General features: G+C 72.8%; 25 protein-coding genes. 9 read left to right on the top strand and 16 right to left on the bottom strand.

What is annotated here, in order from left to right; genetic code table 11:
- Window positions 1–14: 14 nt before the first annotated feature.
- The gene (locus O2W20_RS01500; protein WP_269169983.1) at window positions 15–815 is read right to left on the bottom strand and encodes a helix-turn-helix transcriptional regulator; all 801 of its coding nucleotides are present in this window, start codon (window positions 813–815) and stop codon (window positions 15–17) included.
- Between O2W20_RS01500 and O2W20_RS01495 the strand changes: the two genes are divergently transcribed.
- The gene (locus O2W20_RS01495; protein ID WP_269169982.1) at window positions 787–1527 is read left to right on the top strand and encodes an alpha/beta fold hydrolase; all 741 of its coding nucleotides are present in this window, start codon (window positions 787–789) and stop codon (window positions 1525–1527) included. The genes O2W20_RS01500 and O2W20_RS01495 overlap by 29 nt on opposite strands.
- 50 nt (window positions 1528–1577) lie before the next feature.
- Here O2W20_RS01495 and O2W20_RS01490 read toward each other — a convergent pair whose 3' ends face one another.
- The 10 genes from O2W20_RS01490 to O2W20_RS01445 form a co-directional block, all read right to left on the bottom strand.
- Window positions 1578–2102 (bottom strand): flavin reductase family protein, encoded by a 525-nt coding sequence (locus O2W20_RS01490; protein WP_269169981.1) that lies wholly within the window; start codon window positions 2100–2102, stop codon window positions 1578–1580.
- Window positions 2103–2159: 57 nt separating this feature from the next.
- A complete protein-coding gene (locus O2W20_RS01485; protein WP_269157744.1) occupies window positions 2160–3098 on the bottom strand; it encodes a hydroxymethylglutaryl-CoA lyase in 939 nt (312 codons plus the stop codon).
- Between the two features lie 69 nt (window positions 3099–3167).
- The gene (locus O2W20_RS01480) at window positions 3168–3803 is read right to left on the bottom strand and encodes a TenA family protein (protein WP_269169980.1); all 636 of its coding nucleotides are present in this window, start codon (window positions 3801–3803) and stop codon (window positions 3168–3170) included.
- On the bottom strand, window positions 3800–4549 hold the full coding sequence (locus O2W20_RS01475) for a glutamine amidotransferase (RefSeq protein WP_269169979.1): 750 nt from the start codon (window positions 4547–4549) through the stop codon (window positions 3800–3802). The genes O2W20_RS01480 and O2W20_RS01475 overlap by 4 nt, the downstream gene beginning before the upstream one ends.
- A gap of 3 nt (window positions 4550–4552) precedes the next feature.
- The gene (locus tag O2W20_RS01470) at window positions 4553–5590 is read right to left on the bottom strand and encodes a phosphotriesterase family protein (protein WP_269169978.1); all 1038 of its coding nucleotides are present in this window, start codon (window positions 5588–5590) and stop codon (window positions 4553–4555) included.
- Window positions 5587–6618: an ABC transporter permease gene (locus O2W20_RS01465; protein ID WP_269169977.1), complete on the bottom strand. Its 1032-nt coding sequence runs from the start codon at window positions 6616–6618 to the stop codon at window positions 5587–5589. The genes O2W20_RS01470 and O2W20_RS01465 overlap by 4 nt, the downstream gene beginning before the upstream one ends.
- Window positions 6615–7376, bottom strand: a complete 762-nt coding sequence (locus tag O2W20_RS01460) for an ATP-binding cassette domain-containing protein (RefSeq protein WP_269169976.1) — start codon at window positions 7374–7376, stop codon at window positions 6615–6617. Before O2W20_RS01460 ends, O2W20_RS01465 begins: the two co-directional genes overlap by 4 nt.
- Before the next feature lie 3 nt (window positions 7377–7379).
- Window positions 7380–8390, bottom strand: a complete 1011-nt coding sequence (locus O2W20_RS01455) for a substrate-binding domain-containing protein (protein ID WP_269169975.1) — start codon at window positions 8388–8390, stop codon at window positions 7380–7382.
- Between the two features lie 86 nt (window positions 8391–8476).
- On the bottom strand, window positions 8477–9367 hold the full coding sequence (locus O2W20_RS01450) for a carbohydrate kinase family protein (RefSeq protein WP_269169974.1): 891 nt from the start codon (window positions 9365–9367) through the stop codon (window positions 8477–8479).
- Complete coding sequence (locus O2W20_RS01445) at window positions 9364–10203, bottom strand: BtpA/SgcQ family protein (protein WP_269164162.1); 840 nt, start codon at window positions 10201–10203, stop codon at window positions 9364–9366. Before O2W20_RS01445 ends, O2W20_RS01450 begins: the two co-directional genes overlap by 4 nt.
- 201 nt (window positions 10204–10404) lie before the next feature.
- Here O2W20_RS01445 and O2W20_RS01440 point away from each other — a divergent pair, with 201 nt between their 5' ends.
- Entirely contained in the window at window positions 10405–11409 is a 1005-nt protein-coding gene (locus O2W20_RS01440) for a LacI family DNA-binding transcriptional regulator (protein ID WP_269169973.1), read from the top strand.
- Between the two features lie 38 nt (window positions 11410–11447).
- On the opposite strand, the gene O2W20_RS01435 is transcribed toward O2W20_RS01440, so the two are convergent.
- From O2W20_RS01435 to O2W20_RS01420, 4 genes are all read right to left on the bottom strand, one after another.
- Window positions 11448–12536 (bottom strand): M20 family metallopeptidase, encoded by a 1089-nt coding sequence (locus tag O2W20_RS01435; RefSeq protein WP_269169972.1) that lies wholly within the window; start codon window positions 12534–12536, stop codon window positions 11448–11450.
- 38 nt (window positions 12537–12574) lie between these two features.
- On the bottom strand, window positions 12575–14815 hold the full coding sequence (locus O2W20_RS01430) for an MMPL family transporter (RefSeq protein ID WP_269169971.1): 2241 nt from the start codon (window positions 14813–14815) through the stop codon (window positions 12575–12577).
- A gap of 23 nt (window positions 14816–14838) precedes the next feature.
- The gene (locus tag O2W20_RS01425) at window positions 14839–15465 is read right to left on the bottom strand and encodes a TetR/AcrR family transcriptional regulator (RefSeq protein ID WP_269169970.1); all 627 of its coding nucleotides are present in this window, start codon (window positions 15463–15465) and stop codon (window positions 14839–14841) included.
- Window positions 15466–15594: 129 nt separating this feature from the next.
- A complete protein-coding gene (locus O2W20_RS01420) occupies window positions 15595–17322 on the bottom strand; it encodes a glycerol-3-phosphate dehydrogenase/oxidase (protein ID WP_269169969.1) in 1728 nt (575 codons plus the stop codon).
- Between the two features lie 158 nt (window positions 17323–17480).
- Between O2W20_RS01420 and O2W20_RS01415 the strand changes: the two genes are divergently transcribed.
- The 7 genes from O2W20_RS01415 to O2W20_RS01385 all read left to right on the top strand — a co-directional run bounded on the left by O2W20_RS01415 (window position 17481) and on the right by O2W20_RS01385 (window position 24107).
- Complete coding sequence (locus O2W20_RS01415; RefSeq protein ID WP_269169968.1) at window positions 17481–18176, top strand: IclR family transcriptional regulator; 696 nt, start codon at window positions 17481–17483, stop codon at window positions 18174–18176.
- The gene (glpK, locus tag O2W20_RS01410; RefSeq protein ID WP_269169967.1) at window positions 18169–19671 is read left to right on the top strand and encodes a glycerol kinase GlpK; all 1503 of its coding nucleotides are present in this window, start codon (window positions 18169–18171) and stop codon (window positions 19669–19671) included. The genes O2W20_RS01415 and glpK (O2W20_RS01410) overlap by 8 nt, the downstream gene beginning before the upstream one ends.
- 160 nt (window positions 19672–19831) lie before the next feature.
- Window positions 19832–20569, top strand: a complete 738-nt coding sequence (locus tag O2W20_RS01405) for an MIP/aquaporin family protein (RefSeq protein ID WP_269169966.1) — start codon at window positions 19832–19834, stop codon at window positions 20567–20569.
- 62 nt (window positions 20570–20631) lie between these two features.
- Window positions 20632–22149 (top strand): glycerol kinase GlpK, encoded by a 1518-nt coding sequence (glpK, locus tag O2W20_RS01400; RefSeq protein ID WP_269169965.1) that lies wholly within the window; start codon window positions 20632–20634, stop codon window positions 22147–22149.
- Between the two features lie 122 nt (window positions 22150–22271).
- Window positions 22272–22625: a PadR family transcriptional regulator gene (locus O2W20_RS01395; RefSeq protein WP_269169964.1), complete on the top strand. Its 354-nt coding sequence runs from the start codon at window positions 22272–22274 to the stop codon at window positions 22623–22625.
- Window positions 22622–23173, top strand: coding sequence for an HAAS signaling domain-containing protein (locus tag O2W20_RS01390; RefSeq protein ID WP_269169963.1), 552 nt, complete (start codon window positions 22622–22624; stop codon window positions 23171–23173). Before O2W20_RS01395 ends, O2W20_RS01390 begins: the two co-directional genes overlap by 4 nt.
- 76 nt (window positions 23174–23249) lie before the next feature.
- The gene (locus O2W20_RS01385) at window positions 23250–24107 is read left to right on the top strand and encodes an endonuclease domain-containing protein (protein ID WP_269169962.1); all 858 of its coding nucleotides are present in this window, start codon (window positions 23250–23252) and stop codon (window positions 24105–24107) included.
- A gap of 34 nt (window positions 24108–24141) precedes the next feature.
- Here the strand turns inward: O2W20_RS01385 and pgm are convergent, their stop codons facing one another.
- On the bottom strand, window positions 24142–25776 hold the full coding sequence (gene pgm, locus O2W20_RS01380; protein WP_269169961.1) for a phosphoglucomutase (alpha-D-glucose-1,6-bisphosphate-dependent): 1635 nt from the start codon (window positions 25774–25776) through the stop codon (window positions 24142–24144).
- Window positions 25777–25799: the final 23 nt, after the last annotated feature.

Here is a 25799-nt window from a genome sequence, read left to right as displayed (position 1 = left end):
GTCGAGCGAACAGATCAGTGGCTGGAGCCGTGCACGGGTCTGGCGTTCGCCGGGGGTGTCCCGACCTCGTGGATCGTGTGGCCGCCGCAGGCGATCGTGGTCGTGCTGGCTCGCTCGATGCGGGACACGGTGAACCACCGCATGGCGTTGCGCAGCCGACACCAGCCGATCAGGTGCCACTGGCCGTTCGTGGAGGCGAACAACACGGGTTCGACGTCCCGGGTGGTCGTGGTCCCCTCGCTCGAGGTGTAGCGGATCCGGACCACTCGTTGCTCGGCCATCGCCGCCTCCAGCGCTGACGTGACGGCGCGCGATCTGGGTGGTGGCGCGTTGACCCAGACCCGGCGCGCCAGCTCGTCGGCCCTCGCCCGGGTCCGGGGATCGAGGACGTCCACGATCTTCTGGACCGCGGCTGAGGCCAGATCGCCGTAGGGGGCGTCGGGTGCGGCGGAGACAGCCGCCAGGAGCGCCACTGCCTGGGCCGGGGAGAGACTGACGGGCGGCAGGGACCCGCCTGTGGTCCATCCGTAGCCGCCGCCGGGTCCGGGACGTGACCAGATCGGCGCGCCGCTGTTCTCCAGCGCAGCGAGGTCTCGCTTGACCGTTCGCACGGACACGTCGAACTCGGTCGCCAGCCGCTCGGCCGTGCATCCTCGCGCGCCGTTGCGGCGCAACATCTCGGACAGTGCGTGGAGCCGTTCGGCTCGCTTCAGTGTCCTGACCTCACGAAGTCCATGACAGAAACGGTGACACACAGCTGTCCAGCCGGCCCAGGAGCATCGGGGCGTGACGACGACGACGAGCAGCCCGACCACCATCCTGATCGCCGGCCACTGGCTGGGCGCCTGGGCGTGGGACGAGGTGCTGGAACACCTGACAGCCGACAACTGGCGTGCGATCCCGATGACGCTCCCCGGACTGGACCAGCACGACCCCGAGCGTTCGTCCAGGACCCTCGACGATCAAGCAGCGGCGATCGAGCAGGTCATGGCGCGGGCCGGGGTCCGCGAGGACCGGCCGGCGGTCCTCGTCGCGCACAGTGGGGCCAACGCCCCGGTCAGTCTCGTCCTGGACCGGCACCCTGAGCTCGTCCACCGGGTGGTGTGGATCGACTCCGGGCCGGTGGCGCCAGGAACCGTCTTCGCTCCGGACGGGCCGGGAGCACTACAGGAGCTGCCGCTGCCGCCCTTCGACGTCCTCGGGGAGCAGGCCAGCCTCGAGGGCCTGAGCCCGGAGGTCCTCGAGCGCTTTCGGGCCAGGGCTGTCCCCGAGCCCGGTCCCGTGCTCCGCCGGCCGGTGGAGCTCACGAACGATGCACGCCTGGGTGTCCCGACCACGCTCGTCTGCTGCTCGATCTCGAGCGCGCAGGTGCTGGAACTGGCCCGCGCAGGACATCCCGTGTTCGCCGAGGTCGCCGACCTCGAGCAGCTCGACGTCGTCGACCTCCCCACCGGGCACTGGCCCATGTGGAGCCGTCCTCGCGACCTCGCGAACGCGATCCGGTCTGCAGCTTCCCGCGTCGACTGACGCGCGAGCTCCCCGGTCAGGACAGCCAGCAGGGCCAGCGCTCCTCGAGTTCAGCGCTCCTCGGGCTCCAGCCGTGCCTGCTGGAGCCCGTAGGCGCCGCGGTGGAACAGCAGCGGCGTACGGGAGGCATCAGCCCCGAGGTCCAGCACCCGGGCGACGACGATGGTGTGGTCACCGCCGCCGTACTCGGCCCACAGCTCGCTGTCGATCCAGGCGACGACGTCGGCGAGCACCGGTGACCCGTGCGGGCTCGGTGCCCACTGCACGCCGGCGTACTTGTCGGTGCCGGAGCGGGCGAACTGCCGGGACAGGCCGCTCTGCTCGTCGGCGAGCACGTTGACACAGAAGCGGCCGGCCTCGCGGAGCAGCGGCCACGTGCGCGAGGTGCGGGCCGGGGCGAAGGCGACCAGCGGCGGGTCCAGGGACAGCGAGCTGAACGACTGGCAGGTGAAGCCCACCGGGCCGTCGGCGGTCATCGCCGTCACCACGGTGACGCCGGAGACGAAGTGGCCCAGCACGTCCCGCATCACCGAGGGGTCGACCACTGCCGGGGGGACGTCTGCGCCTTGGTTCACACCGTCGATCCCATCACGCGCGACCCGGTGGGGCACCGTGCGACCGGTCACCCACGGTCAGGCCGGCAGGACCGCGCCGCGCGGCTCGTTGCGCCCGCCGGCCCGGAACAGGGAGCTGGGCAGCTCGTGGCCGACGGCCCGTTCGGTGACCGCAGCCGCGGCGAGGACGGCGTCCAGGTCGATGCCGGTCGCCACGTCGGCGTCGGCCAGCCAGTAGACGAGCTCCTCGGTGGCGATGTTGCCGCTGGCGCCCGGGGCGAACGGGCACCCGCCCAGGCCGCCGACCGAGGCGTCGAGCTGGGTGATGCCGGCCTGCAGGGCGGCCAGGGCGTTGGCCTGGCCGGTGCCGCGGGTGTCGTGGAAGTGCACGCCCAGCGGCACCCCCGGGCAGGCCCGGCGGACCTCGTCGAGCAGCCGGACGACGCGGGCCGGGGTGGTCGTGCCGATCGTGTCGCCCAGGCAGAGCTGGTCGGCGCCGGCGGTGACCGCGGCCCGGGTGACGTCCACGGTCCGGGCCACCGGCGTCCGCCCGTCGAACGGACAGTCCCAGGCGGTGGCGACGATGACCTCCAGGGAGCCGCCGGCGCCGTGGGCGAGCTCGGCGATCTCCCCGACCGCGGCGACCGCCTCGGCGGTGGAGCGCCCGGCGTTGGCGCGGCTGTGCGAGTCGGCGGCGGAGACGACGTACTCCAGGTGCGCGATGCCGGCGTCCACCGCGCGGACGGCGCCCCGCGGGTTGGCCACCAGGGCGGAGAAGTGCACGCCGTCGAAGCGGTGCAGCTCGGCGGCGACCTGGTCGGCGTCGGCCAGGGCCGGCACCGCCTTCGGCGAGACGAAGGAGGTCACCTCGATCCGCCGGACGCCGGTGGCCACCAGCGCCTCGAGCATGGCCAGCTTGCCGGCCAGGGGGACCGGGTCCTCCAGCTGGAGCCCGTCCCGCATCCCGACCTCGCGGACGTCGACCGCCGTCGGCAGCACCAGATCGAACTCGTTCACGTCGGGCCTCCTCGCCGTCGCCCCCATCCTGCCCCCGGGTCCCGGTTCCACGTGGAACCGGGACCCGGCTCAGCCGTGGACGGCGTCGTGGAACGCGATCTCCGCCTCCAGCACCGCGGCGAACCAGCAGTCCAGGGCGGTGTCGTCAGCCAACTCCGGTGACAGCGCGTCGACGTCGGCGCGGAGGGCCGCCACCTGCCCCAGGAAGGCGGGCCCGGCGTGCAGGTCGATCCACGCCTGCAGGTCGGGGTGCCGGTCGACCCGCTGGGCGGCGGCGTCGGTGCACCAGCGGGCATACATCGTCTCGGCGGCGAGCATCCCGGTCAGCGCGGCGGGCCGGCCGGCCTCGGTCACCTGTCGCAACACCACCTCGGAGAGCACCTCGGCGCGCGCCAGCGTCGCGGCTGCGTCCTCGACCGGCCAGCGGTGACGCAGGCCGGCGAAGTAGTCGCGCTGTTCGGTGACGAGGTTGGTGAGCGACCGAGCCGACGGCAGCAGCCCCGCCCACCCGTCCGACTCCCACACGACCCGGCCGAGGACCCGGGCCGCGGTCAGCACGAACGCCTCCTCGACCAGGAGGTACCGGGCGAAGTCGGGGGCGGGGAGCGTGCCCGCCGTCGCCTCCCGGACGAACCGGACGTCGCAGGCCCGGTCCAGCAGGGCGGCGTGCCGCTCGACCAGCCACGCCGAGCGACCGCCCGTCACCCGCGGACCAGCCAGCGCACCAGGCCGTCGAAGAGGTCCGCGTAGCCCGGCCACTCCTCGCAGAAGGCCGGCGGCGCCCAGTGCGGCGAGCAGTCGGAGGTGAAGACCCCGGCCCGGCCGGCACCGAAGGGGGCCAGCGCGACCAGCGGGTCCTCGCCCACCCGGGCGGGCACCTCGGCGCCGTCCTTGGCGATCGTCCGGTTGTACCCGAGCAGCCCGGGCCAGTCCGCGCCTGCACCACCCAGTGCGGCGTGGTCGGGGTCGACGACCGTGGGCGCGATGCCGGCCGGGCTCTCCACCCGGTCGTCCTCGGGGAGCATCGTCACCGGGAGCACCTCGGCGATCGCCGTCTGCCGGAACGCCGCCCGCGCCTGGAAGCCGCTGAAGGACAGATAGCCGCCGATCATCAGCAGCGCGCCGCCGTCGGCCACCCAGTCGCGCAGCGCCCCGAGGCGGTCCTGACCGGGTTCGAACCGCTCGAACACCTGGGGGGCCAGCTGGATGGAGTTCGCGCCGATGTCGGAGAGCACCACGAGGTCGTAGGCGGACAGTGCTGCGGCGTCCCCCGGGAAGTGGGTCGGCACGAGGTGCGCCGGCAGGTGCTCCACCACGTGACCGCGACCGGTGAGCGCGTCACGCAGCGGTCCGACGCCCTCCACGTAGGAGTGCACGGAGAACTCGTCCACCCCCTTGACGTGCGTCGAGGTGGTCATCCAGCTCTCACCGGCGATCAGGATCCGGGCCATCGGTCAGCGTTCCTTCCGTGCGGCGCCGTCGAACAACGTCCGCGGGTTGTCGGTCATGAGTGCGGCCACCGCGTCGTCGGCGAGGCCGGCAGCGCGCAGCCGGTCGGCGAAGACGACGGGGACGTAGGCCAGCCCGTTGCCGCCGAAGCGGCTGAGCATCGCCTTGAGGAAGAGGTCGTGCGAGAGCAGGACCCGGGAGCCGTGCCCGGCCTGGACCAGCGCCACGACGGCGGCAGTGGTCTCCGCCGGTGACGGCGACCGGCCCTCGCCGGGGAAGTCGAACGGCATGCCGACCATGTCGAACTCCAGGAACGTCCCCCGGGCGGCGACCGACCGCTGGTGATCGGGGTCCCCGCCGGAGGGGTCCATGTGACACAGGACGACGGCGGCCGGGTCGACCCCCTCCTCGTCCAGCACGACGTCGAGGACCTCGTGGGCGCGCCGCAGCCAGCCGGGGAGGTGCACGAACAGCGGCACCCCGACCTCGCGCTGCGCCCGGCAGGCCGCCCGCAGCGCGGTCCGCTCGTCGTCGGTGAAGGCGGGGGAGACCCCGATCTCGCCGATGACGCCGGGCCGGAGGTCGTGCACGGGGTCGAACTCGGCCACCAGCTCGGCGGCCAGCTCGTCCGGCGTCGTCGTCGCCAGGTGTGCCGGGTGGCTGGCCTGGAGGTACCAGCCCGAGCCCATGACCACCTGCACACCGGTGCGTTCGGACAGCGCGCGCAGCCGCTCCGGGTCGCGGCCGATCCCCGGTGGGGTCAGGTCGACGACGGTCCGCCCACCGACGGCGGCGAACACCTGCAGGTCCGCGGCGATCGCGTCGAGGTCGTCCAGCCGGCAGTTGTCGGCGTTCTCGTAGGGATGGTCGGCCAGGAGCCAGGCCAGGTCCGCCGACACCGGTGCGTCCAGCAGCCGACGCAGCCGCTGGTCGGCCGCGGGGCGGAAGGCCACGGTGTTGTCGTTGACCAGGTGCTCGTGGGGCAGCACCAGGCCCAGGTCGGCCGAGTCGACGTCGCCGAGGACCGTGCGGACCGTGCTCACCGGCCGCCCACCAGGCCACGCAGTGCCCCGCCGATGTCCTTGCCGCGGAGGTTCACCCAGATGACGGCGAGCAGCACCGTCCCGGTGATGATCGGCGTCAGGAACGGGCTGACGCCCATCAGGGTGAGCCCGTTGGCGATCACCCCGGTCAGGATGGCCCCGATCAGCGTGCCCACCACCGTTCCCCGCCCGCCGAAGAGGCTGGTGCCGCCGATGACGACCGCGGCGATGACCGTGAGCTCGAAGCCCTGGGCGGCGTTCGCCGAGCCGGAGCCGAGCCGGGCGGCGATGAGGAGGCCGGCCACCCCGGCGGCGAGTCCGCTCAGGCAGAGCGCCAGCATCTTGATCCGCCGCACGTTCACGCCGGCTCGACGGACGGACTCCTCGGCCGAGCCGATGCCGATGACGTACTGACCGAACTGGGTCCGGTGCAGGACCACGATCCCCAGTGCGACACACACCAGGGCGATCCAGGCGCTGCTGGAGAAGCCGAGCCACCGCGCCGTCCCCAGCTGCGCGACGAACGTCGAGCGCTCGATCGGCACCGAGAAGCCCTCGGTGGTCAGCAGCGCGATGCCCCGGATCACCGACAGGGTCGCCAGCGTCACGATGAACGCCGGGATCCCGGCGTAGGCGGTGAACCACCCGTTCACCAGGCCCCACCCGGCGCCCATGAGCACCCCGGCGATCAGGACGAGAGAGGAGTCCCAGCCGGTCTGCAGCAGCTGGGCGGAGACCGCGGACACGAAGGCGACGATCGAGCCGACCGACAGGTCGATCTGGCCGGAGGTGATGACGAACGTCATCGCCACCCCGATGATCACCACCGGTGCCACCTGGGTGGCCACGTTGGAGATGTTCGCGAAGGTCAGGAAGGCGTCGGAGGCGACGGCGAAGAAGACGCAGACGGCCAGGGTGACCCCGGCCATGACCAGGGTGGCCTTGTTCACCCGCTGCCACCAGGACTGCTGCTGGGCCAGCCGGGTGGCCGACTCCCCGGGCGGTGCGGTGGTGGTCGTGGTGGTCACGCTGCTTCCTCCTGCCCGGGGGCGGACCGGGTGATGAGACCGACGAGCTTCTCGATGTCGAGGTCCTTGATGAGCGCGTCGTCGACGCTCTGCCCCTCGTACATCACGGTGATCCGGTCGCAGACCCGGAAGAGGTCCTGCAGGCGGTGCGTGATCAGGATGACCCCGACCCCACGGCGCGCGACGTCGGTGATCAGCCGCAGGACCGACTCGACCTCGGCGACGGCGAGTGCGGCGGTCGGCTCGTCGAGGATGAGCACGTCGGGGGCGAAGGACACCGCCCGGGCGATCGCCACCGTCTGCCGCTGGCCGCCGGAGAGGGTGCCGATCTCCTGGTGGGTGCTGGTGACCTTGACGTGCAGGTCGGCCAGGATCTGCGCGGCCCGCTCATGCATCGCCTTCCGGTCGATGAAGGGGCCCTTGCGGGGTTCCCGGCCGAGGAACAGGTTGCTGGCGACGTCGAGCGTGTCGCACAGGGCCAGGTCCTGGTAGACGATGCCGATCTTCTCGTCCTGTGCGGCCGAGGGGTTGCTGAAGCGCACCGGCCGGCCGTGCACCCGGATCTCCCCGGCGTCGTGCTGCACGGCCCCGGCCAGCACCTTCATCAGCGTGGACTTGCCGGCACCGTTGTCGCCGACGAGGCCGAGGACCTCCCCGCGACGCAGGGTGAGGTCGACCCCGCGCAGTGACTTCACCGGCCCGTAGGACTTGGTGATGCCCTCGAGCTCGACGAGGAGGTCCCCGGTCTCGTCAGCCACGCGTCAGCCCTCCAGGTAGTAGAGGTAGTCGGAGACGTTCTCCGGCGTCACGATCTGGATGTCGACCGGGTTCTCCCGCTCCACCGGGTTGCCGCACGCCAGGTCGATCGCCGCAGCCATCGCCTGGTAGCCGAACTCGAAGGTGTTCTGCTGGACGACGCCGGCGATCCAGCCCTCCTCCAGGCCCTCGACGGCAGGGTCGGAGAGGTCCCAGCCGACAGCGGTCACCCGGTCCTGGGCGCCCTGGCTGCGCACCCCGGCGGCCAGGCCGATGAGCGCCGGCTCGCCGGTGGCGTAGACGTACTGCAGGTCCGGGTTGCCGGTGAGCAGGTTCTCCGCGGCCGCCTGGGCGTTCTCCTGGATGTTGCGGCCGTCGACCACGGTGCCGATGGTCATCCCACCGGCGGTGACGGCCTCCTCGAAGCCCTGCTGACGCTCCAGCTGGATGGTGCTGTTCAGCGCACTGACGATGCCGACCTCGCCCTCGCCCTCGGAGATCTCCAGCAGCTCCTCACCGATCAGCTGCCCGCCCTCGGCGTTCGCCGTGCCGACCTGGGCGTCCACCGCCGGGTCGTCGACGATGGCGTCGACCGCCACGACGGGGACGCCGGCCTCGTCGGCCGCCCGGATCGCCGGCTTGATGCCCTCGGTGTCGACCGCGGCCACGATCACCGCGTCCACCCCGTCGGCGACCAGCGTGTTGATCGCGTTCGCCTGGGTCACCGAGTCGTCGTTGCCGCTGATGATCTGCAGGTCGACGTCGTACTCGTCGGCCATCGCCTGCGCGGCGTCGTTGATCTGGTTGAAGAACAGCGCCTGCAGGTTGATCGTCACGAGCCCGATCTCCAGGGGCTCGTCGGTCTCGCAGCCGACCGGCTGGACGCTGGGCTCCGGCAGCGAGCCGGCCGACGAGCTGCCACTGGCTTCGGCGTCGGTCGACGGCGCAGGGGCGCTGTCGCAGGCGGTCAGCGCGAGCAGGCACGCGCCTGCGGCTAGGGCGAGGGGGCGCTTCATGGGTCCTCCAGGGTGCGGTGCCGGATGCTGCGGGATCGCGGTGCGCGGGAACGGTGGTGCGGGGGAGCGGCGGTGCAGGTGGTGCGTCAGGTGGCAGACGAGCCGACCGGAACCCCGGCCAGAGCTGCGTCGACGAGTGCCGGGGCGGGCGCGGCGCGCGCGCCCGGGACGGTGCAGGACAGGCTGGCGGCGACGCCGGCACGGGTCGCCGCGGTGGGCGGGGATGAGCCGGCGGCCAGCGCGGCCAGGTAGGTGCCGGTGAAGCAGTCGCCGGCCCCGGTGTCGTCGACGACCTCGACCTCGAGCGCGGACCGGGCCGCCACCGGACCGTCGGGCTGGTGCAGTGACCATCCCCGAGCCCCGTCGGTGACGACGAGCGTCACCCCGGCGGCACGTGCCAGCGCGGCCCACTCGGCAGCCGGCACCGCCAGGAGCTCGGTGAGCCGCCGGCGCCCGACGACGACGTGGTCGGCGGCCTGCATCGCGGCGAGGGCGACGTCGCGGTCGTCGCAGCCGTCGAGGTCGACGGCCAGGCGGACCCCGGCCCGGACGGCCTGCTCGAGCTCTGCCGCGCGGTAGCCGTCGAGGTAGAGCAGCCCACCGTCGGCAGCCAGCCGGTCGGCGACCGCTGTCACGTGGGCCGGCCCCAGGGCGTCGTCCTCGCTCACCACCGAGCGCCGGCCGTCGGCGTCCACCAGCACGATCGCGGTGGACAGGAAACCGGTGCGGTCGGTCCACCCGGTGTCGATGCCCTCAGCGGTGAGCTCGGCGAGGAACCGGGCGGACAGCGGGTCGTCGCCGACCACGCCGGCGAAGGCGACCTGCGCTCCGGCGCGGGCGGCGGCGACCGCCGCGTTGGCGGCCATCCCGCCCGGCAGGTGCTCCACGGTGACGGCGTGCACCCGCTCGTCGGGACGCGGGACGTGGGGCACCCGGCCGACCACGTCGAGGTTGGCGTACCCGCAGAAGACGATCACCGGCCGGCTGCCCGGGCGACGGCGCGCACCTTCTCGGGGTCGACCCGGCCCCACCACCGGCTGTTCTCCTTGGCGGCGGAGGCGACGATCGCGCCGTCGCACTCGGCGAGCAGTGGACCGACGTTGGTCGGGTCGATGCCGCTGCCGATGATCACGGGGAGCTGAGTGTGGTCGCGGATGCCGACGACCTCGGCCACGGACGTCGGGTGCCCGGTGCGGGAGCCGGTGGCGATCAGGACGTCGGCGTCGAAGAACTCGGCGTCCTCGGTCTGCTCGGCCAGCGTCCGGTCGGCGACGATGGCGTGTGCGCCGTGCTTGACGTGCACGTCGGCGAAGACCTTCACCGGGTCGGCCCCGATCGCGTGCCGGTACCGGGTGGTGCTGGCCGCCTGGCCCTCGATGATCCCCTCGTTGGCCACGTAGGCGTTGGCCCACTGGTTGACCCGGATCCAGCCTGCCCCGGCGGCCCAGGCGGCGGCGACCGAGCACTGGCCGGCGTTGGAGAGCACGCTGACCCCCACCTTCGTGCCGAGCTCGGCGACGACGGCGGCGGTGATCACGCCCATCGTCGCGGCCACCTCGTACCCGTGTTCCCCCGGCTTGAGGAACGGCAGGTCCCAGTGGTTCTCCACGATCACCGTGTCGAAGCCGTTGCCGACGTAGGCCTGCGTCTCCTCGACGGCGAACCGGCACAGCTCGGCCACCGACTGACCGCGGTAGGAGGGGCTGCCGGGCAGCGGAGGCAGGTGCACAGCACCCACGAGCGTCTTCTCCGTGCCGAAGAGCTCGGCCATCGCCGAGGGCTTGCGGGGGTACACACCGAGCTGCGCTGCCATGTCCACACCCATCCAGGTAATCGATTGCACAACGAGGACGACGGTAGTGGCGAACCCCACTGTCCCGTCAATAGGCAATCGTTTACATTCGTGTTTCCGCTGGTCAGTCGTGCGTCATCCGTTGGACACGGACGTGCGGCACGCTCCCGCACGCGCGGTCGGCGATGATGACGTGGTCAGTGGACCGACAGAGGAGGGCGCGTGGGGCGGGTGACCATCCGCGACGTCGCCGAGCTGGCGCAGGTGTCGACCGCGACCGTCTCCCGCGCACTGTCCGGGGCCAAGCCGGTCTCCCCGGCCGTCGTCGACCAGGTCCGTCGCGCCGCCGACGAGCTCGGCTACGCCGGGAACGGCATCGCCAGCGCACTGCGTCGCAGCCGGACCGACACCGTCGGCATGGTGGTCCCCAGCATCGCCAACCCCTTCTTCACCGGCCTCGTCGAGCACGTCGAGCACGCCCTGCAGGACGCCGGCCGACAGCTCTTCCTGTGCTCCTCCCGCTCGGACCCGGAGCTGGAGGCGCAGCGACTGCGCAGCCTCGTCGCCCGCCAGGTCGACGGCATCATCATCAGCCCGGTGCACGGCAGCCTGAGCACGACCGCGGTGCGGCGGGCCGCGGACGAGCTGCCCCTGGTCCAGGTCGACCGCTACGTCACCGGGGTCGACAGCGACTGGGTCGGGGTCGACGACGACGCCGCACTGGAACTGGTCATGGAGCACCTGGCCGACCGGGGTGTCCGCTCCGCCGCGTTCGTCAGCTCGCAGCTCACCAACTCATCGACGGAACTGCGGGTCGCGGGCTTCCACCGGCACGCCGAACGCCTGGGCATCGCCGTGCGCGAGCGGGACGTCCTGCTGGGCGAGTACTCGATCGAGTGGGGGCGACAGGCCGCCCGCACACTGCTGGCCGACGGCCCCCGACCGGACGCCGTCGTCTGCGCCGACGACCTGATCGCCCTCGGGATGCTGCAGTCGTGCGCAGCAGCAGGCGTCGACGTCCCCCGCGACCTGCTGGTCACCGGGTTCGACGACATCCCGTTCGCGGCGCTCAGTCATCCGTCCCTGACCACCGTCAGGCAGCCGCAGGCGGAGATCGCGGCCGAGGCGGTGCGCCTGCTGTCGCGGGTGCTCGGTGCGCAGGACGCCCCGCCTTCGCGGGTGGCGCTACGGCCTTCGCTCACCATCCGGTCGAGCACCAGCCGCTGACCGGGCGACCGGCTCCCGCGAGTTCCACGTGGAACCGGTCACCGCGGCCAGCGGCCGAGGACGTCGGCGAACGCGGCGGCGGCCTGCTCCGCCTCGACCACCTGGACGTACTCGTCCACGGCGTGCATCACCGCGGGGGTGCCCGGCCCCCACACGACGATCGGCGCCCCGCCGGTGACCGCGGTGAGCACGGAGGCGTCGGTGAAGTAGGTGGCCGGGGCAGCCTGCACCTCGACGGGCAGGGTGGCCACCCAGGGGTCGTCGGCCGGCGTCCGCACCGCCGGGAGGTCGACGAGCACGTCGACCTCCGCCACCTCTCCCTGCGACCGCCACCAGGCCGCCAGCCGCTCACCGGTGCCCACGGTCCGCTGGTCGATCACCACCTCGGCCCGGTCCGGGACGACGTTGGGCACCGTGCCGCTGTGCAGCACGCCGGGGTTCCAGGTCTCGGCGCCCAGGAACGGGTCCCTGCTCAGCGGCAGCTCCCGGCCCGCCCGGCTGAGCACCGTGACCAGGTCCAGCAGTGCGTTGTGGCCGCGTTCGGGGGTGCTCCCGTGGGCGGCGACCCCCCGGGTCCGGACGGCGAGCCACAGCGCACCCCGGTGGCCCAGGACCACCCGGTTGCCCGTCGCCTCCGGGACGATGACGGCGCCCACCGACAGTTCCGCCACGGCCCCCGCCGCGGCGGCGGCACCCCGCGAGCCGATCTCCTCGTCACTGGTGAGCAGCAGCGCGAGCGGCGTCTCCGGATCGGCTGCGGCCAGCGCCGCGACCGCAGCCGCCACCCCCGCCTTCATGTCCGAGGCACCACGACCCCAGATCCGGCCGTCGTCCAGGTCTGCGCCGAACGGGTCCCGCAGCCACCCGCCGGGATCGCTCGCCGGGACCGTGTCGACATGGCAGGCGATGACCAGCCGCGGCCTCGCCGGGTCGGTGGCGGAGGTGAGCAGGGTCCACGGTTGCTCGCGGTCGGGGCCCTCGATGCGCTGGAGGTGCGGCGCAACCCCGGTCACGACGTCGGTGACCAGGCCGAGCAGGCCCCGTTGACCGGCCGCGTCCCCGGAGACGGTCGGGGTCCGCACCAGCTCGCGGATCAGCTCGGCGACGTCGGGGGCAGGGGCGCTCATGGACCGATCATGGCCCGCGCCCCTGCCCTCCGCTCTGCTCAGCTGCCCACCGGCTCCGGGGTGCGCTCGACCTCGACGGTCCGGCTCAGCTTGGCGCCCTCGACGTCCAGGTCGGGGAGCAGCCGGTCCAGCCAGCGCGGCAGCCACCAGGCCGATCGACCCAGCAGCGCCAGCACCGCGGGCACCAGCGTCATCCGGACGACGAAGGCGTCCACCAGCACGCCGACCGCCAGGCCGAAGGCGATCGCCTTGACGGTCACGTCCTCGATGGTCACGAAGCTGCCGAACACCGAGAACATGATCAGCGCCGCCGCGACGACCACCCGGGACGCGTGTCGCATCCCGGCGACCACCGCCGCACGCGGGGCGGCCCCGTGCACGAACTCCTCCCGCATCCGGGAGACGAGGAAGACCTCGTAGTCCATGGCCAGGCCGAAGAGCACCGCCATCAACAGGATCGGCATGAAGCTGATGACCGGGCCGGTGGCCGGCACGCCGAAGACGTCCATCAGCCAGCCCCACTGGAAGACCGCGACGACGGCGCCGAACGAGGCGCCCACCGAGAGCAGGAAGCCCAGCGCGGCCTTGATCGGGACCAGGATCGAGCGGAACACCAGCAGCAGCAGGACCAGCGCCAGGCCGACGACGACCAGGGTGAACGGCAGCAGGGCCTCGCCCAGCCGGTCGGAGACGTCGATGGCGACGGCGGTCTGCCCGGTCACCGTCACGTCCCCGCCGGTGTCGGCCTCCAGGTCGTCCGCGAGGTCGCGCAGGTCGGCCACGAGCGCGGTCGTCGCCTCGTCCTGCGGACCGCTCTCCGGCACCACCTGGACGATCGCGGCGGTGCCGTCGGCCAGCACCTGGGGCAGGGCGTAGGCGACGTCGTCCAGCCCGCCGGTGAACTCCCCGGGCTGGTCGGTCGGCGTGCCACCGATCGCCACGGCGGCCTGGCCGGCCGCCTGCTCGGCGGTCGCCGGGTCCAGCCCGTCGAGGAAGACGATGAGCGGGCCGTTGGCACCCGGGCCGAAGTACTCGTTGACCGCGTCGTACGCCTGCCGGGTGGTGCTCTCCTCGGGGGCGGTGCTGGCGTCGGGCAGGGCCAGCCGCAGCTGCAGTGCCGGGATGGCGACCACCAGCAGGCCGACGACCGTGACCAGGACGGTGAGCACCGGGCGGCGGGTGACGATCGCGGCCCACCGGGCACCACCGGTGCGCGCCGGGGCGCCGGCGTGCTCGGCGAGCGCGTGCTCGCGGCGGGCGGCGCGGGAACCGGGCTTGGGCACCAGCCGGGCGCCGGCGAAGCCCAGCAGCGCGGGCAGCAGGGTGAGCGCGACCAGGACGGCGACCAGCACCGTCCCCGCAGCGCCCAGGCCCATCACGGTCAGGAAGGGGATGCCGACGACGGCGAGCCCGGACAGCGCGATGATCACGGTCAGGCCGGCGAACACGACCGCGGACCCGGCGGTGCCGGCGGCCCGCCCGGCGGACTCCTCGGGGTCCATGCCGGCGGCCAGCTGCGAGCGGTGCCGGGACAGGATGAACAGCGTGTAGTCGATGCCGACCGCCAGGCCGATCATCAGCGCCAGCGTCGGGGCGGTCGAGGAGAGCGTGATGACCCCGGACGTCGCCAGCAGCCCGGTGAGCCCGATGCCCACCCCGACCAGCGCGGTCAGCAGGTTCATCCCGGCCGCGAGCAGCGACCCGAAGGTGATCACGAGCACCAGGACGGCGACCACGACACCGATGAGCTCCAGCGGGCCGACGGTCACGGCACCGGTGTTGAAGGCGGCCCCGCCGACCTCGACCTGCAGGCCCGCGTCCGTGGCGGCGGCGGTGGCCGCCTGCAGCTCCTCGAGCGCGTTCTCCCCGAGCTCGGGCGGCTGCACCGAGTACTGCACCGGGGCCAGGGCCGCGCGGCCGTCCGGGCTGATCGACTGGGTCGCGAACGGGTCCTGCACGGCGGCGACCTGGTCGACCTGGCCGGCGGCGGCCACGGTCTCGGCGATCGCGGCGGCGTACTCGGGGTCGGCCACCGTGGCGCCCTCGGGCGCCACGAAGACCAGCTGCGCTCCGGCCCCCGCCGCTGCGGTCGAGACGTCGTCGAGCCGGTCCAGCGCCGCCTGGGACTCCGAGCCGGGGATCGTGAACTCGTCGTCGAACTCCCCGCCGATGGTGAGGAAGAGCCCCACGACGAGCCCGAGGACCGCGAGCCAGGCCACGGAGAAGAGCCCGCGACGGCGATAGGCCGCGCGGCCGATCCGGTAGAGCAGGGTGGACATCGGTTCTCCTGGGTTCAGCCGGGTCAGGGGGTGGTCGGGGTGCTCGACACGGCACCGCGGACGAGGGAGAGCAGGGCGGTGCGGCGCAGGGGCTCGAGGTCGCCCTGCGCGGTGAGTGACATGAGGGTGAGCCCGCTGAGCAGCGCGGTGGCCGCGCCGATGAGGTCCGCCGCCGGCAGGGTGAAGGCCAGCCCCGCCTCGGCGGCCATCCGGTCGACCAGCTCGGCGAGCCGGCTGCCGACCTGCTCGTCGTGCCGGCGGAGCACCTCGGCGGCCTCGGGGTTCCGGGCGGCATGCAAGGTGTACTCGGTGACCACCAACGCCCACGTGCGGTCGCAGCGGAAGGCGCCCAGCACCCGGTCGACCGCGGCGGCGAGCGGGTCCGGCTCGTCGGCCAGGCCGGTGAGGAGCTCGGCGACCCGGGCGAGGTCACGCTCGACCTCGCGGGTCATCAGCGCCTCGAACAGCTCGTCCTTGGACCTGAAGCTGGAGTAGAAGGCGCCGCGGGTCAACCCACCGCGGCTGCAGATGTCCTCGACGCTGGCCGCTGCGAAGCCCTGCTCGGCGAAGGTCTGCAGGGCGGCGTCCAGCAGCCGCTCGACGGTCGCCTCACGACGGCGCTTGGGCCGCTGCAGGTCGACGTCGGTCACGATGCAGAACTGTATTGGATACACCTGTGCATCGGGAGGCGAGATGGGTCACTGTCCCGGTGCCGGACGCGTCGAGACCGCCGCCTCCCCACAGGGAGACGACGGCCTCGTGTGCAGCTGCCCGGTCGGTCAGCCCAGGGCGCGGCCCACGGCCACGGCGCGGGTGTCCGGTGCGGCGATCCGCGCGGCGTCCGCCTCCTGGTCGTCGGTGGCCTCCTGCGACCGCCGCTCGGCCTCCACCCGGGCCCGGTAGCTCTGCACCTCGCTGGTGATCCGCTCCTCGTCCCAGCCCAGCACGCCGGCCACGGCCCGGGCGACCGGCTCGGCGGACTCCACTCCCCGGTGCGGGGTCTCGATGGAGATCCGGGTGCGCCGGGCCAGGAGGTCGTCCAGGTGCAGCGCGGCCTCGTGCGCGGCCGACCACACCATCTCGACCATCAGGTACTCCTCGGCGCCGGGGACCGGGTCGAGGAGCTCGGGCGCCTCGGCGGCCAGACCGAGCACCTCGGGGGTCAGCGAGCCGAACCGGTTGATCAGGTGCTCGGCGCGGAACCGCGGGATGCCCCAGCGGTCGGAGAGCCCGTCGAGGGAGTTGACCATCGCCGCGTAGCCCTCGGCGCCGACCAGCGGGATGTTCTCGGTGACGCTCGGCGGGACCCGGCGGGTGACGTCGTCGGCCGCGGCGTCCACGGCGTCGGCGGCCATCGGCCGGTACGTCGTGTACTTCCCGCCGGCGACGGAGATGACCCCGGGCATCGGCCGGGCGACGGCGTGCTCGCGGGACAGCTGACTGGTCGACTCGCTCTCCCCGGACAGCAGCGGGCGCAGCCCGGCGTAGACGCCGGTGATGTCCTCGTGCGTCAGCGGGACGGACAGCACCTCGTTGACGTGGTCGAGGATGTAGTCGATGTCGGCCTTGCTGGCCGCCGGGTGGGCCTTGTCCAGCTCCCAGTCGGTGTCCGTGGTCCCGACGATCCAGTGGCTGCCCCACGGGATGACGAAGAGCACCGACTTCTCGGTGCGCAGGATCAGGCCCGTCTCACCGTTGATCCGGTCGCGGGGCACGACGATGTGCACGCCCTTGCTGGCCCGCACGTGGAACCGGCCGCGGCCACCGACCAGCGTCTGGATGTCGTCGGTCCAGACGCCGGTGGCGTTGACCACCACCTCGCTGCGGACGTCGACCTCGTTCCCGGTCTCCACGTCGCGCACCCGGGCACCGACGACGCGGCCACCGGCGTGGGAGAACGAGACGACCTCGGCGGAGTTGAGCACGGTCGCGCCGTAGGAGGCTGCGGTGAGCGCCACGGAGAGGGTGTGCCGGGCGTCGTCGGCCTGGGCGTCGTAGTAGCGGATGGCGCCGACGAGGGAGTCCGGCTTCAGGGCGGGGAAGAGCCGCCGGGCACCGGTGCGGGTCAGCTGCTTCTGCGCCGGCATCGGGGCGGACAGCGACCCCAGACGGGCCAGGCCGTCGTAGAGGGTGATCCCGGCGGTGACGTAGGGCCGCTCCCAGTGCCGGGTCAGCGGGTAGAGGAACGGCACCGGCTTGACCAGGTGCGGGGCGATCCGGTTGACCGACAGGTCGCGCTCGTGCAGCGCCTCCCGGACCAGCCCGAAGTCGAACTGCTCCAGGTAGCGCAGCCCGCCGTGGAACAGCTTGGAGGAGCGCGAGGAGGTGCCACTGGCGAAGTCACGCGCCTCGACCAGCGCCGTCCGGAGCCCCCGGGTCGCCGCGTCCAGCGCGACACCGGCACCCGTCACCCCGCCACCGATCACCAGGACCTCGAACTCGCCGGCCGCGAGGTCGGCCCAGGCCTGGGCACGCTGCTCGGGACCGAGTGTGCGGACTGCCGTCATGGGGGAACTCCTCGGTACGGGCCGTCGCCGACGACGGCGCACGATGCCACGGTAGGTCGGCGCCGGGAAGGCCGTCGACGCCCGCTGTCTGACATGGTCGGACGACCCGGGTGTGCTGGGTCACCATCCGGGCCCCCGATGGCCTAGCGTCGGGCGTCGTGCCGGGCACCGTGCAGTCCATCGAGCGGGCAGCCGCGATCCTGCGCGTGGTGGCCGGCTCCGGCGGCAGGCTCGGGGTCACCGACATCGCCGCGGCGGTCGGGCTGGCCAAGACCACCGCGCACAGCCTGCTCCGCACCCTGCTGAGCGTCGGCTTCGTGGAGCAGGACCCGGCCACCGGCCGTTACGCCCTGGGCCCCGGGCTGCTGCGGCTCGGCACGCCGCTGGACGTGAACGAGCTGCGGGCCCGCTCCTCGAACTGGGCCGACGCCCTGGCCGCCCGCAGCGGGCACGCGGTGCGACTGGCCACCCTCGCCGGCGCCGACGTCGTCGTCGTCCACCACGTCTTCCGCCCCGACGACTCCGCGCAGGTCCTGGAGGTCGGCACCACCCTGCCCGCGCGGAGCACCGCGCTGGGCAAGGTGCTGCTGGCGTACGCGCCCGCACCCCCGGCCGAGCTGGCCGAGGTGCGCACGCAGGGCTGGGCGGCCGAGCGGGGCGAGCAGGAGCCGAGCACGGGCTCGATCGCCGCACCGGTCCGCGCCGCGGGCGGCCTGGTGACCGCCGCGCTGGGCGTCAGCGGGCCGCTGACCTCCCTCTTCGACGGCCGGGGCGTGCCACGCAGCCTGCTGCTGGCGATGGTCGTCGACGCCGCGCACGCGGTGTCCCGCGAGCTGGGACACGTCAGTGCCTGACCGGTACGTGCTCGCCGTCGACCAGGGGACGACGTCGACGCGGTCGCTGGTCTTCGACCGGGGCGGCCGGATGGTCGCCGTCCGCCAGCGCGAGCACCACCAGTACTTCCCCCGCCCCGGCTGGGTCGAGCACGACCCGATGGAGATCTGGGCGAACACCCAGCGGACCGCCGCGCAGGTGCTCGGCGACGTGCCGGACGCCGGCGACGTCGTGGCCCTGGGGATCGCCAACCAGCGGGAGACGACCGTGGTCTGGGACCGGGTGACCGGCCGGCCGGTCACCCGCGCGCTGGTCTGGCAGGACACCCGGACCGCCGACCTGGTGACGGAGCTGGCCGCCCGACCCGATGCCGGCCTGGTCGCCGAGCGCAGCGGGATGGCGATCGCCGGCTACTTCTCCGGCCCGCGGCTGCGCTGGATCCTCGACCACGTGCCGCGCGCCCGGGAGCGCGCCGAACGCGGTGAGCTGCTGTTCGGCACGATGGAGACCTGGCTGATCTGGAACCTCACCGGCGGACCGGACGGCGGCGTCCACGTCACCGACGTGACCAACGCCAGCCGCACCCTGCTGATGGACGTGCGCAGCTGCCGGTGGGACCCCGACCTGCTGGCCTTCTTCGACATCCCGGCGGAGATGCTGCCGGAGATCCGGCCCTCGGTGGGCATCCTGGGCCGGGCCACCGCCCTCAACCGGGCCCTGCCGATCGCCGGGGCGCTGGGCGACCAGCAGGCGGCGCTCTTCGGCCAGGCCTGCTTCGCGCCCGGGGAGGCCAAGTGCACCTACGGCACGGGCAGCTTCCTGCTGCAGAACACCGGGACCGAGCTGGTGCGCACCCGCTCCGGGTCGATCAGCACGGTGGCCTACCAACTGGCCGGGGAGGCGCCGCGCTACGCGCTGGAGGGGTCGGTCGCCGTCGCCGGGGCGCTGGTGCAGTGGCTGCGGGACGGGCTCGGCCTGATCGGCTCGGCCGCGGAGGTGGAGACCCTGGCGCGCACGGTCGCCGACAACGGCGGCTGCTACGTCGTCCCGGCGTTCTCCGGCCTGCTGGCCCCGCACTGGCGGGGTGAGGCCCGAGGCCTGGTCGCCGGGCTGACCTCCTACGTCACCAAGGGGCACCTGGCCCGGGCGGTCCTGGAGGCCACCGGCTGGCAGACCCGCGACGTGGTGCAGGCGATGGCGGCGGACTCCGGCCTCTCGCTGCCGGCCCTGCGGGTGGACGGCGGGATGACCACCAACAACCTCCTCATGCAGTTCGTGGCCGATGCGCTGGACACCCCGGTGGTGCGGCCGATGGTGGGGGAGACGGTGTCGCTGGGCGCGGCCTACGCGGCCGGCCTCGCCGTCGGGGTGTGGTCGGACGTCGAGGCGCTGCGCCGGAACTGGCACCGGTCCGCGCAGTGGACGCCCACCCCGGAACGGGCCCAGGCGCTGACCGCGGAGTACCGGTGCTGGGAGCGTGCAGTGGAGCTCAGCATCGCCTGGGGCGCTCCCTGAGCCGGTCGGTGCGACAGTGTCGGACGCCGACTGTTGTCCAGCTCACATCCGGCCTCCTACGGTCCTCCCACGACGGGACGCGTGGTGATCACCGCCACAGACCCGTCACCGACCCACCCGGTCCGCGACGCCGCGGGCCCGTCGTGAGGAGCGCCTACTCGTGGACACCGTCGGTCTGTGGACCGTGTTCGGCAGTGAAGTACTCGGCACCGGAATCCTGCTGCTGCTCGGCGTCGGCGTGGTCGCCAACGTCGTGCTGCCCAAGACCAACGGCAACGGCAGCGGCTGGATCGTCATCATCTTCGGCTGGGGGCTCGCCGTCTTCGCCGGCGTCTTCGCCGGGGCGACCTCGGGGGCACACATCAACCCCGCCGTCACCGTCGGCCTGCTGGTCAGCGGGACCGACACGTACGCCCCCGGCGTCGAGGTCAGCGTCGCGAGCACGTTCGTCTACTTCGCCGGGCAGCTGGTCGGCGCCTTCCTCGGTGCGGTCCTCGCCTACTTCGCCTACTACGGCCACTACAACGACCCGGACGCCGCCGGCACCCAGCTCGGCACCTTCGCGACCGGCCCGGCCCTCGGCACGGTCAAGGACAACGTGGTGACCGAGGTCGTCGGCACGTTCGTGCTGGTCTACATCATCCTGCGGTTCGGCGACACCCCCAGCCAGCTCGGCCCGCTGGCCGTCGCCCTGCTGGTCGTCGGCATCGGCGCCTCGCTCGGTGGCCCGACCGGGTACGCGATCAACCCGGCCCGTGACCTCGGGCCGCGCATCGCCCACGCCGTCCTGCCGATCCGTGGCAAGACCAACAGCAACTGGGGCTACGCCTGGGTGCCGATCGTCGGCCCGCTGATCGGCGCCGTCCTCGCCGGCCTGCTCTCCCACGTCAACGTCTGACCCGACCCCTTCCGGGGGCCAAAGTCGCGATTTTGGCCCCTCCTTCTGTAGGAGGAACTCGCATGGCCCAGTACGTAGCAGCCATCGACCAGGGCACCACCAGCACCCGGTGCATGATCTTCGACCACGACGGCGCCGTCGTGTCCGTCGGCCAGAAGGAGCACGAGCAGATCTTCCCGCGCGCCGGGTGGGTCGAGCACGACGCGATGGAGATCTGGCGCAACACCCGCGAGGTGGTCGGCCAGGCGCTGGCCCGCAGCGACGCCGGCACCTCCGACATCGTCGCGGTCGGGATCACCAACCAGCGCGAGACCGCGGTGGTCTGGGACCGGAGCACCGGCGAGCCGGTCTACAACGCGATCGTCTGGCAGGACACCCGCACGACGAAGATCATCGAGGAGCTCGGCGCCCTCGGCGGCGGCGCCGACCGGTACAAGGACAAGGTGGGCCTGCCGCTGGCCACCTACTTCGCCGGCCCCAAGGTCCGCTGGATCCTGGACAACGTCGACGGCGCCCGCGAGCGCGCCGAACGCGGCGAGCTGCTGATGGGCACCATCGACTCCTGGCTGATCTGGAACATGACCGGCGGGGCCGACGGCGGGCTGCACCTCACCGACGTCTCCAACGCCTCCCGCACCATGCTGATGGACTACCGGACGCTGGCCTGGGACGCCGACATCGCCGAGGAGATGGGCATCCCGATGTCCATGCTCCCGGAGATCCGGTCGAACTCCGAGGAGTACGGCAAGGGCCGCAAGGCCGGCTTCCTGGCCGGGGTGCCGATCGCCGGCTCGCTCGGTGACCAGCAGGCGGCCACCTTCGGCCAGGTCTGCTTCACCAAGGGCATGGCCAAGAACACCTACGGCACCGGCAACTTCATGCTGCTCAACACCGGCGAGGAGGCCGTCCCGTCGGAGAACGGGCTGCTCACCACGCTGTGCTACCAGCTAGGGGACGCCAAGCCGGTGTACGCGCTGGAGGGGTCGATCGCGGTCACCGGCTCGCTGGTGCAGTGGGTCCGGGACAACCTGGGGATGATCAAGACCGCCCCGGAGATCGAGGACCTGGCCCGCTCGGTCGACGACAACGGCGGCTCCTACTTCGTCCCGGCGTTCTCCGGGCTGTTCGCCCCGCACTGGCGGTCGGACGCCCGTGGCGCCGTCGTCGGGCTGACCCGGTTCGTCAACAAGGGGCACCTGGCCCGCGCCGTCCTAGAGGCCACCGCGTACCAGACCCGTGAGGTGCTGGACGCGATGAACGCCGACTCCGGGGTCGACCTGACCGAGCTCCGGGTGGACGGCGGGATGGTCGGCAACGAGTTGCTCATGCAGTTCCAGGCCGACCTGCTCGGCGTCCCGGTGATCCGGCCGAAGATCCCCGAGACGACGGCGCTGGGCGCGGCCTACGCCGCCGGGCTCGCCGTCGGCTTCTGGTCCGACCTCGACGAGCTCACCGCCAAGTGGGCTGAGGACAAGCGCTGGGACCCGCAGATGCCCACCGACGAGCGCGAGCGCTACTACCGCAACTGGCAGAAGGCGGTCACGAAGTCCCTCGACTGGGTCGACGAGGACGTCAGCTGACGCCTCCTCGTCGGCACTGCAGGCCCGTCGGAGTCCGCTCCGGCGGGCCTGCGGTGCGTCCGGGCCCATCCACCCGGGTGACTAGCTTGTGCGACTGACTAGTCAGTCGTACTGTCTAGCCCGTGTCAGCAGAACGATGGCCCGGGGAGTGGATGCGCGGCGTCCTGTCGCTGTGCGTGCTCCGCGTCGTCGCCGACGGGCCGACCTACGGCTACGCGATCGCCGCCCGACTGGCCGAGGCAGGGTTGGGGCCGGTCAAGGGCGGCACGCTGTACCCGATCCTGACCCGCCTGGAGACCGAGGGCCTGGTGTCCTCCTCCTGGGAGGCCGGTGACGGGGGGCCGGGCCGCAAGTTCTTCACCCTCACCGACGCCGGTGAGCAGTCCCTCCGCGAACGGACCGAGCTCTGGCACGTCTTCACCGAGCGGGCCGCCGGCCTGCTGACACCCCTGCCCGCTGCGAGGAGCACGCCATGAAGAGCACCGACCAGGCCTACAGCGACGACCTGCTGCTGGCGCTGCGACTGCGGGACGTCCCGGGCACCCGGATCGGCGAGGTCCTCGCCGAGGTGCAGAGCCACGTGGCGGAGACCGGGGAGGACCCCCGCCAGGCGTTCGGCGAGCCGAAGCAGTACGCCGACGAGGTCGCCGAGGCGCTCGGCCTGCAGCGGGGCCGCGGCTGGCGTCACCTGCTGACCGGTCTGACGTGGGCGCACCTGGTCGTCACCGTGGTCATCGGCGTCGCCAGCTTCCTGCTCGCCGACAGCCTGTGGGCGCTCGGCGCGGGGGAGGATGCGGCGTTCGGCGTCCCGGCCGGGCTGATGGCCGCCGGCGCCGTCGTCGTCCTGGCCGCCTGCGCCGCCTGGGTCGTCGCCACGAGCCGGCGGGAACCCGACGACACCGTGCGTGACCCCCGCACCGGCGAGGACATGGCGCGCATCAGCCGGTGGCAGCTCGCCGTCCTCGTCGGCGCCCCCGCGCTGGCCTTCACGCTGATGCTCCTCGGCGGCCTCCTCACCCGCTGACAGGGGCCAAAATCGCGACTTTGGCCCCTGTGGACGACGAGAGCAGAGACCGGACTCCGTCGACCACTCTGCACCGGTGCCCTCACGACCGCTCCACGGTGTCTTCGTCGCCAGCCACGCCATCGCGGAGAGGGCGATCACCCGCAAGCAACTCCGCCTGTTGGGCTACCGGCGCATCGTCCAGGGCGTCTACGCCGATCCCGGGCTTGAGTTCGACCACCGGCTCCGCTGCACCGGTGTCGCGCTGCTGCTCCCGGCTGGGACGGCGATCGGTGGACACTCGGCCGCCGCCTGGCACGGCGCTCCCTTCGCCGGACCGGCCGACCCGGTGACCGTTCTCCGGAGCGCGGACGTCCGCTGGTCGGGGCCACGAGGAGTGCGCGTCCACCAGACCGTCTTCGGTCCCCGGGACGTCGACGTGATCGGCGACGTCCCGGTCAGCACCGCTCTCCGCACCGTCTGGGACGTCGCCGCCCTGGAGCCGCTCGCCACGGCTGTGGCCGCACTCGACGCCATGGTCAGAGCCGGATCGGTGACTGCGTCGACCTTGACCTCACGGCTGGAGAGTGCCGCCGGCGAGTGGGGCGTCACCAAGGTCCGCCGAGCGTTCGGCCTGGTGGACCCGCGGGCGGAGTCCGCGCCGGAGTCGAAGGTGCGAGTGGCGCTGGTGCTCGCCGGACTGGCGCCCGTCCCGCAGTTCCACGTGCAACACCGTGGCGAGTTCCTGGCCAAGGTCGACTTCGCCTGGCCGGAGGCCAAGCTCATCGTGGAGTACGAGGGTGCCCACCACTTCGACGCGGAGAAGATCGTGTCCGACGACCGGCGCTACGCCGTCCTGGTCGCGGCCGGCTGGCGGGTCATCCGCCTGAGCGCTCCCGACCTGCGGGACCTGGACTCCGTCGTCCGTCGGGTCCGGGAGGCACTGACCTCGTGAGGGGCCAAGATCGCGACTTTGGCCCCTCGATGGGTCAGGGGGTGAGGGCGGCGCTGACGACGGCCTTGGCCTCTTCCTGGACCTGGGCGAGGTGGTCGGGGCCCTTGAAGGACTCCGCGTAGACCTTGTAGACGTCCTCGGTGCCCGAGGGTCGGGCGGCGAACCAGGCGTTCTCCGTGGTGACCTTCAGTCCGCCGATCGCGGCGCCGTTGCCGGGCGCCTTCGTGAGCTTCGCGGTGATCGGCTCGCCGGCCAGTTCGGTGGCGGTGACGGCGTCGGGGGAGAGCTTGCCGAGCGCGGCCTTCTCCTCCCGGGTGGCCGCAGCGTCGACCCGGGCGTAGGCCGACTCCCCGAATCGTTGCGTCAGTGACGCATGCAGTTCCGAGGGAGAGCTCCCGGTCACGGCCTGGATCTCCGAGGCCAGCAGGGCGAGCAGGATGCCGTCCTTGTCCGTCGTCCACACCCCGCCGTCGCGGCGGAGGAACGACGCCCCGGCCGACTCCTCGCCACCGAACCCGACCGACCCGTCCAGCAGGCCGGGCACGAACCACTTGAAGCCGACCGGCACCTCGACCAACCGGCGCCCCAGCGACTCTACGACCCGGTCGATCAGGGAGGAGGACACCAGCGTCTTGCCCACCGCCGTCTCGGCGCCCCAGCCGTCGCGGTGGCTGAAGAGGTAGGAGATCGCCACGGCCAGGAAGTGGTTGGGGTTCATCAACCCGCCGTCGGGGGTGACGATGCCGTGCCGGTCGGCGTCAGCGTCGTTGCCGGTGGCGATCTGGAACTGGTCCTTCGCGCTGATCAGCGAGGCCATCGCCGAGGGGGAGGAGCAGTCCATCCGGATCTTGCCGTCCCAGTCCAGCGTCATGAACCGCCACGTCGGGTCGACCAGCGGGTTGACGACGGCGAGGTCCAGGCCGTGCCGTTCGGCGATCGCACCCCAGTAGTCGACGCTCGCCCCGCCGAGCGGGTCGGCACCGATCCGCACACCGGCGCTGCGCACCGCCTCCAGGTCCAGCACCTGCGGCAGGTCGTCGACGTAGGTGCCGAGGAAGTCGTAGGACTGCGCCGCGGCCCGGGCCCGGGCGATCGGGATGCGGCGCACCCCGTCGAGACCGGTGGCCAGCAGCTCGTTGGCCCGCTTGGCGATCCAGCCGGTGGCGTCGGTGTCGGCCGGCCCGCCCGAGGGCGGGTTGTACTTGAAGCCGCCGTCCCGGGGCGGGTTGTGCGAGGGGGTGACGACGATGCCGTCGGCCAGCCCGGAGGTCTTCCCCTGGTTGGCCCGCAGGATGGCGTGGCTGACCGCGGGGGTGGGCGTGTAGCGGTCCGCGGCGTCCACGAGCACGGTGACGTCGTTGGCGGCCAGCACCTCCAGGGCGCTCACCCAGGCCGGCTCGGACAGCCCGTGGGTGTCCCGGCCGACGAAGAGCGGGCCGTCGTACCCCTGCTGGGCGCGGTACTCGCAGATGGCCTGGGTGGTGGCGAGGATGTGCGGCTCGTTGAACGCGCCGTCCAGGGAGGATCCCCGGTGCCCGGACGTCCCGAAGGCGACCTGCTGGGCGACGTCGTGCGGATCCGGCTCGACCGTGTAGTACGCGGTCACCAGATGCGGGACGTCGACCAGGTCAGAGGGCTGGGCCGGCTGGCCGGCGCGGTCGGAGCTCATGCGTTGATCTTCGCGCCGGGACA

It is taken from the genome of Modestobacter sp. VKM Ac-2982, from assembly GCF_026967935.1.
Classification (GTDB): Bacteria; Actinomycetota; Actinomycetes; order Mycobacteriales; family Geodermatophilaceae; genus Modestobacter.
The sequence above is the reverse complement of the archived record's forward strand: the minus strand, read 5'-3'. Positions and strand labels throughout refer to the sequence as shown.

Excerpts from the sequence above, each read along its gene's own strand:
- O2W20_RS01475 (WP_269169979.1), bottom strand. The coding sequence starts at position 4,549 with ATGGCCCGGATCCTGATCGCCGGTGAGAGCTGGATGACCACCTCGACG.
- O2W20_RS01455 (WP_269169975.1), bottom strand. The coding sequence starts at position 8,390 with ATGAAGCGCCCCCTCGCCCTAGCCGCAGGCGCGTGCCTGCTCGCGCTG.
- O2W20_RS01445 (WP_269164162.1), bottom strand. The coding sequence starts at position 10,203 with ATGGCAGCGCAGCTCGGTGTGTACCCCCGCAAGCCCTCGGCGATGGCC.
- O2W20_RS01435 (WP_269169972.1), bottom strand. The coding sequence starts at position 12,536 with ATGAGCGCCCCTGCCCCCGACGTCGCCGAGCTGATCCGCGAGCTGGTG.
- O2W20_RS01430 (WP_269169971.1), bottom strand. The coding sequence starts at position 14,815 with ATGTCCACCCTGCTCTACCGGATCGGCCGCGCGGCCTATCGCCGTCGC.
- O2W20_RS01420 (WP_269169969.1), bottom strand. The coding sequence starts at position 17,322 with ATGACGGCAGTCCGCACACTCGGTCCCGAGCAGCGTGCCCAGGCCTGG.
- glpK (WP_269169965.1), top strand. The coding sequence starts at position 20,632 with ATGGCCCAGTACGTAGCAGCCATCGACCAGGGCACCACCAGCACCCGG.
- O2W20_RS01390 (WP_269169963.1), top strand. The coding sequence starts at position 22,622 with ATGAAGAGCACCGACCAGGCCTACAGCGACGACCTGCTGCTGGCGCTG.
- pgm (WP_269169961.1), bottom strand. The coding sequence starts at position 25,776 with ATGAGCTCCGACCGCGCCGGCCAGCCGGCCCAGCCCTCTGACCTGGTC.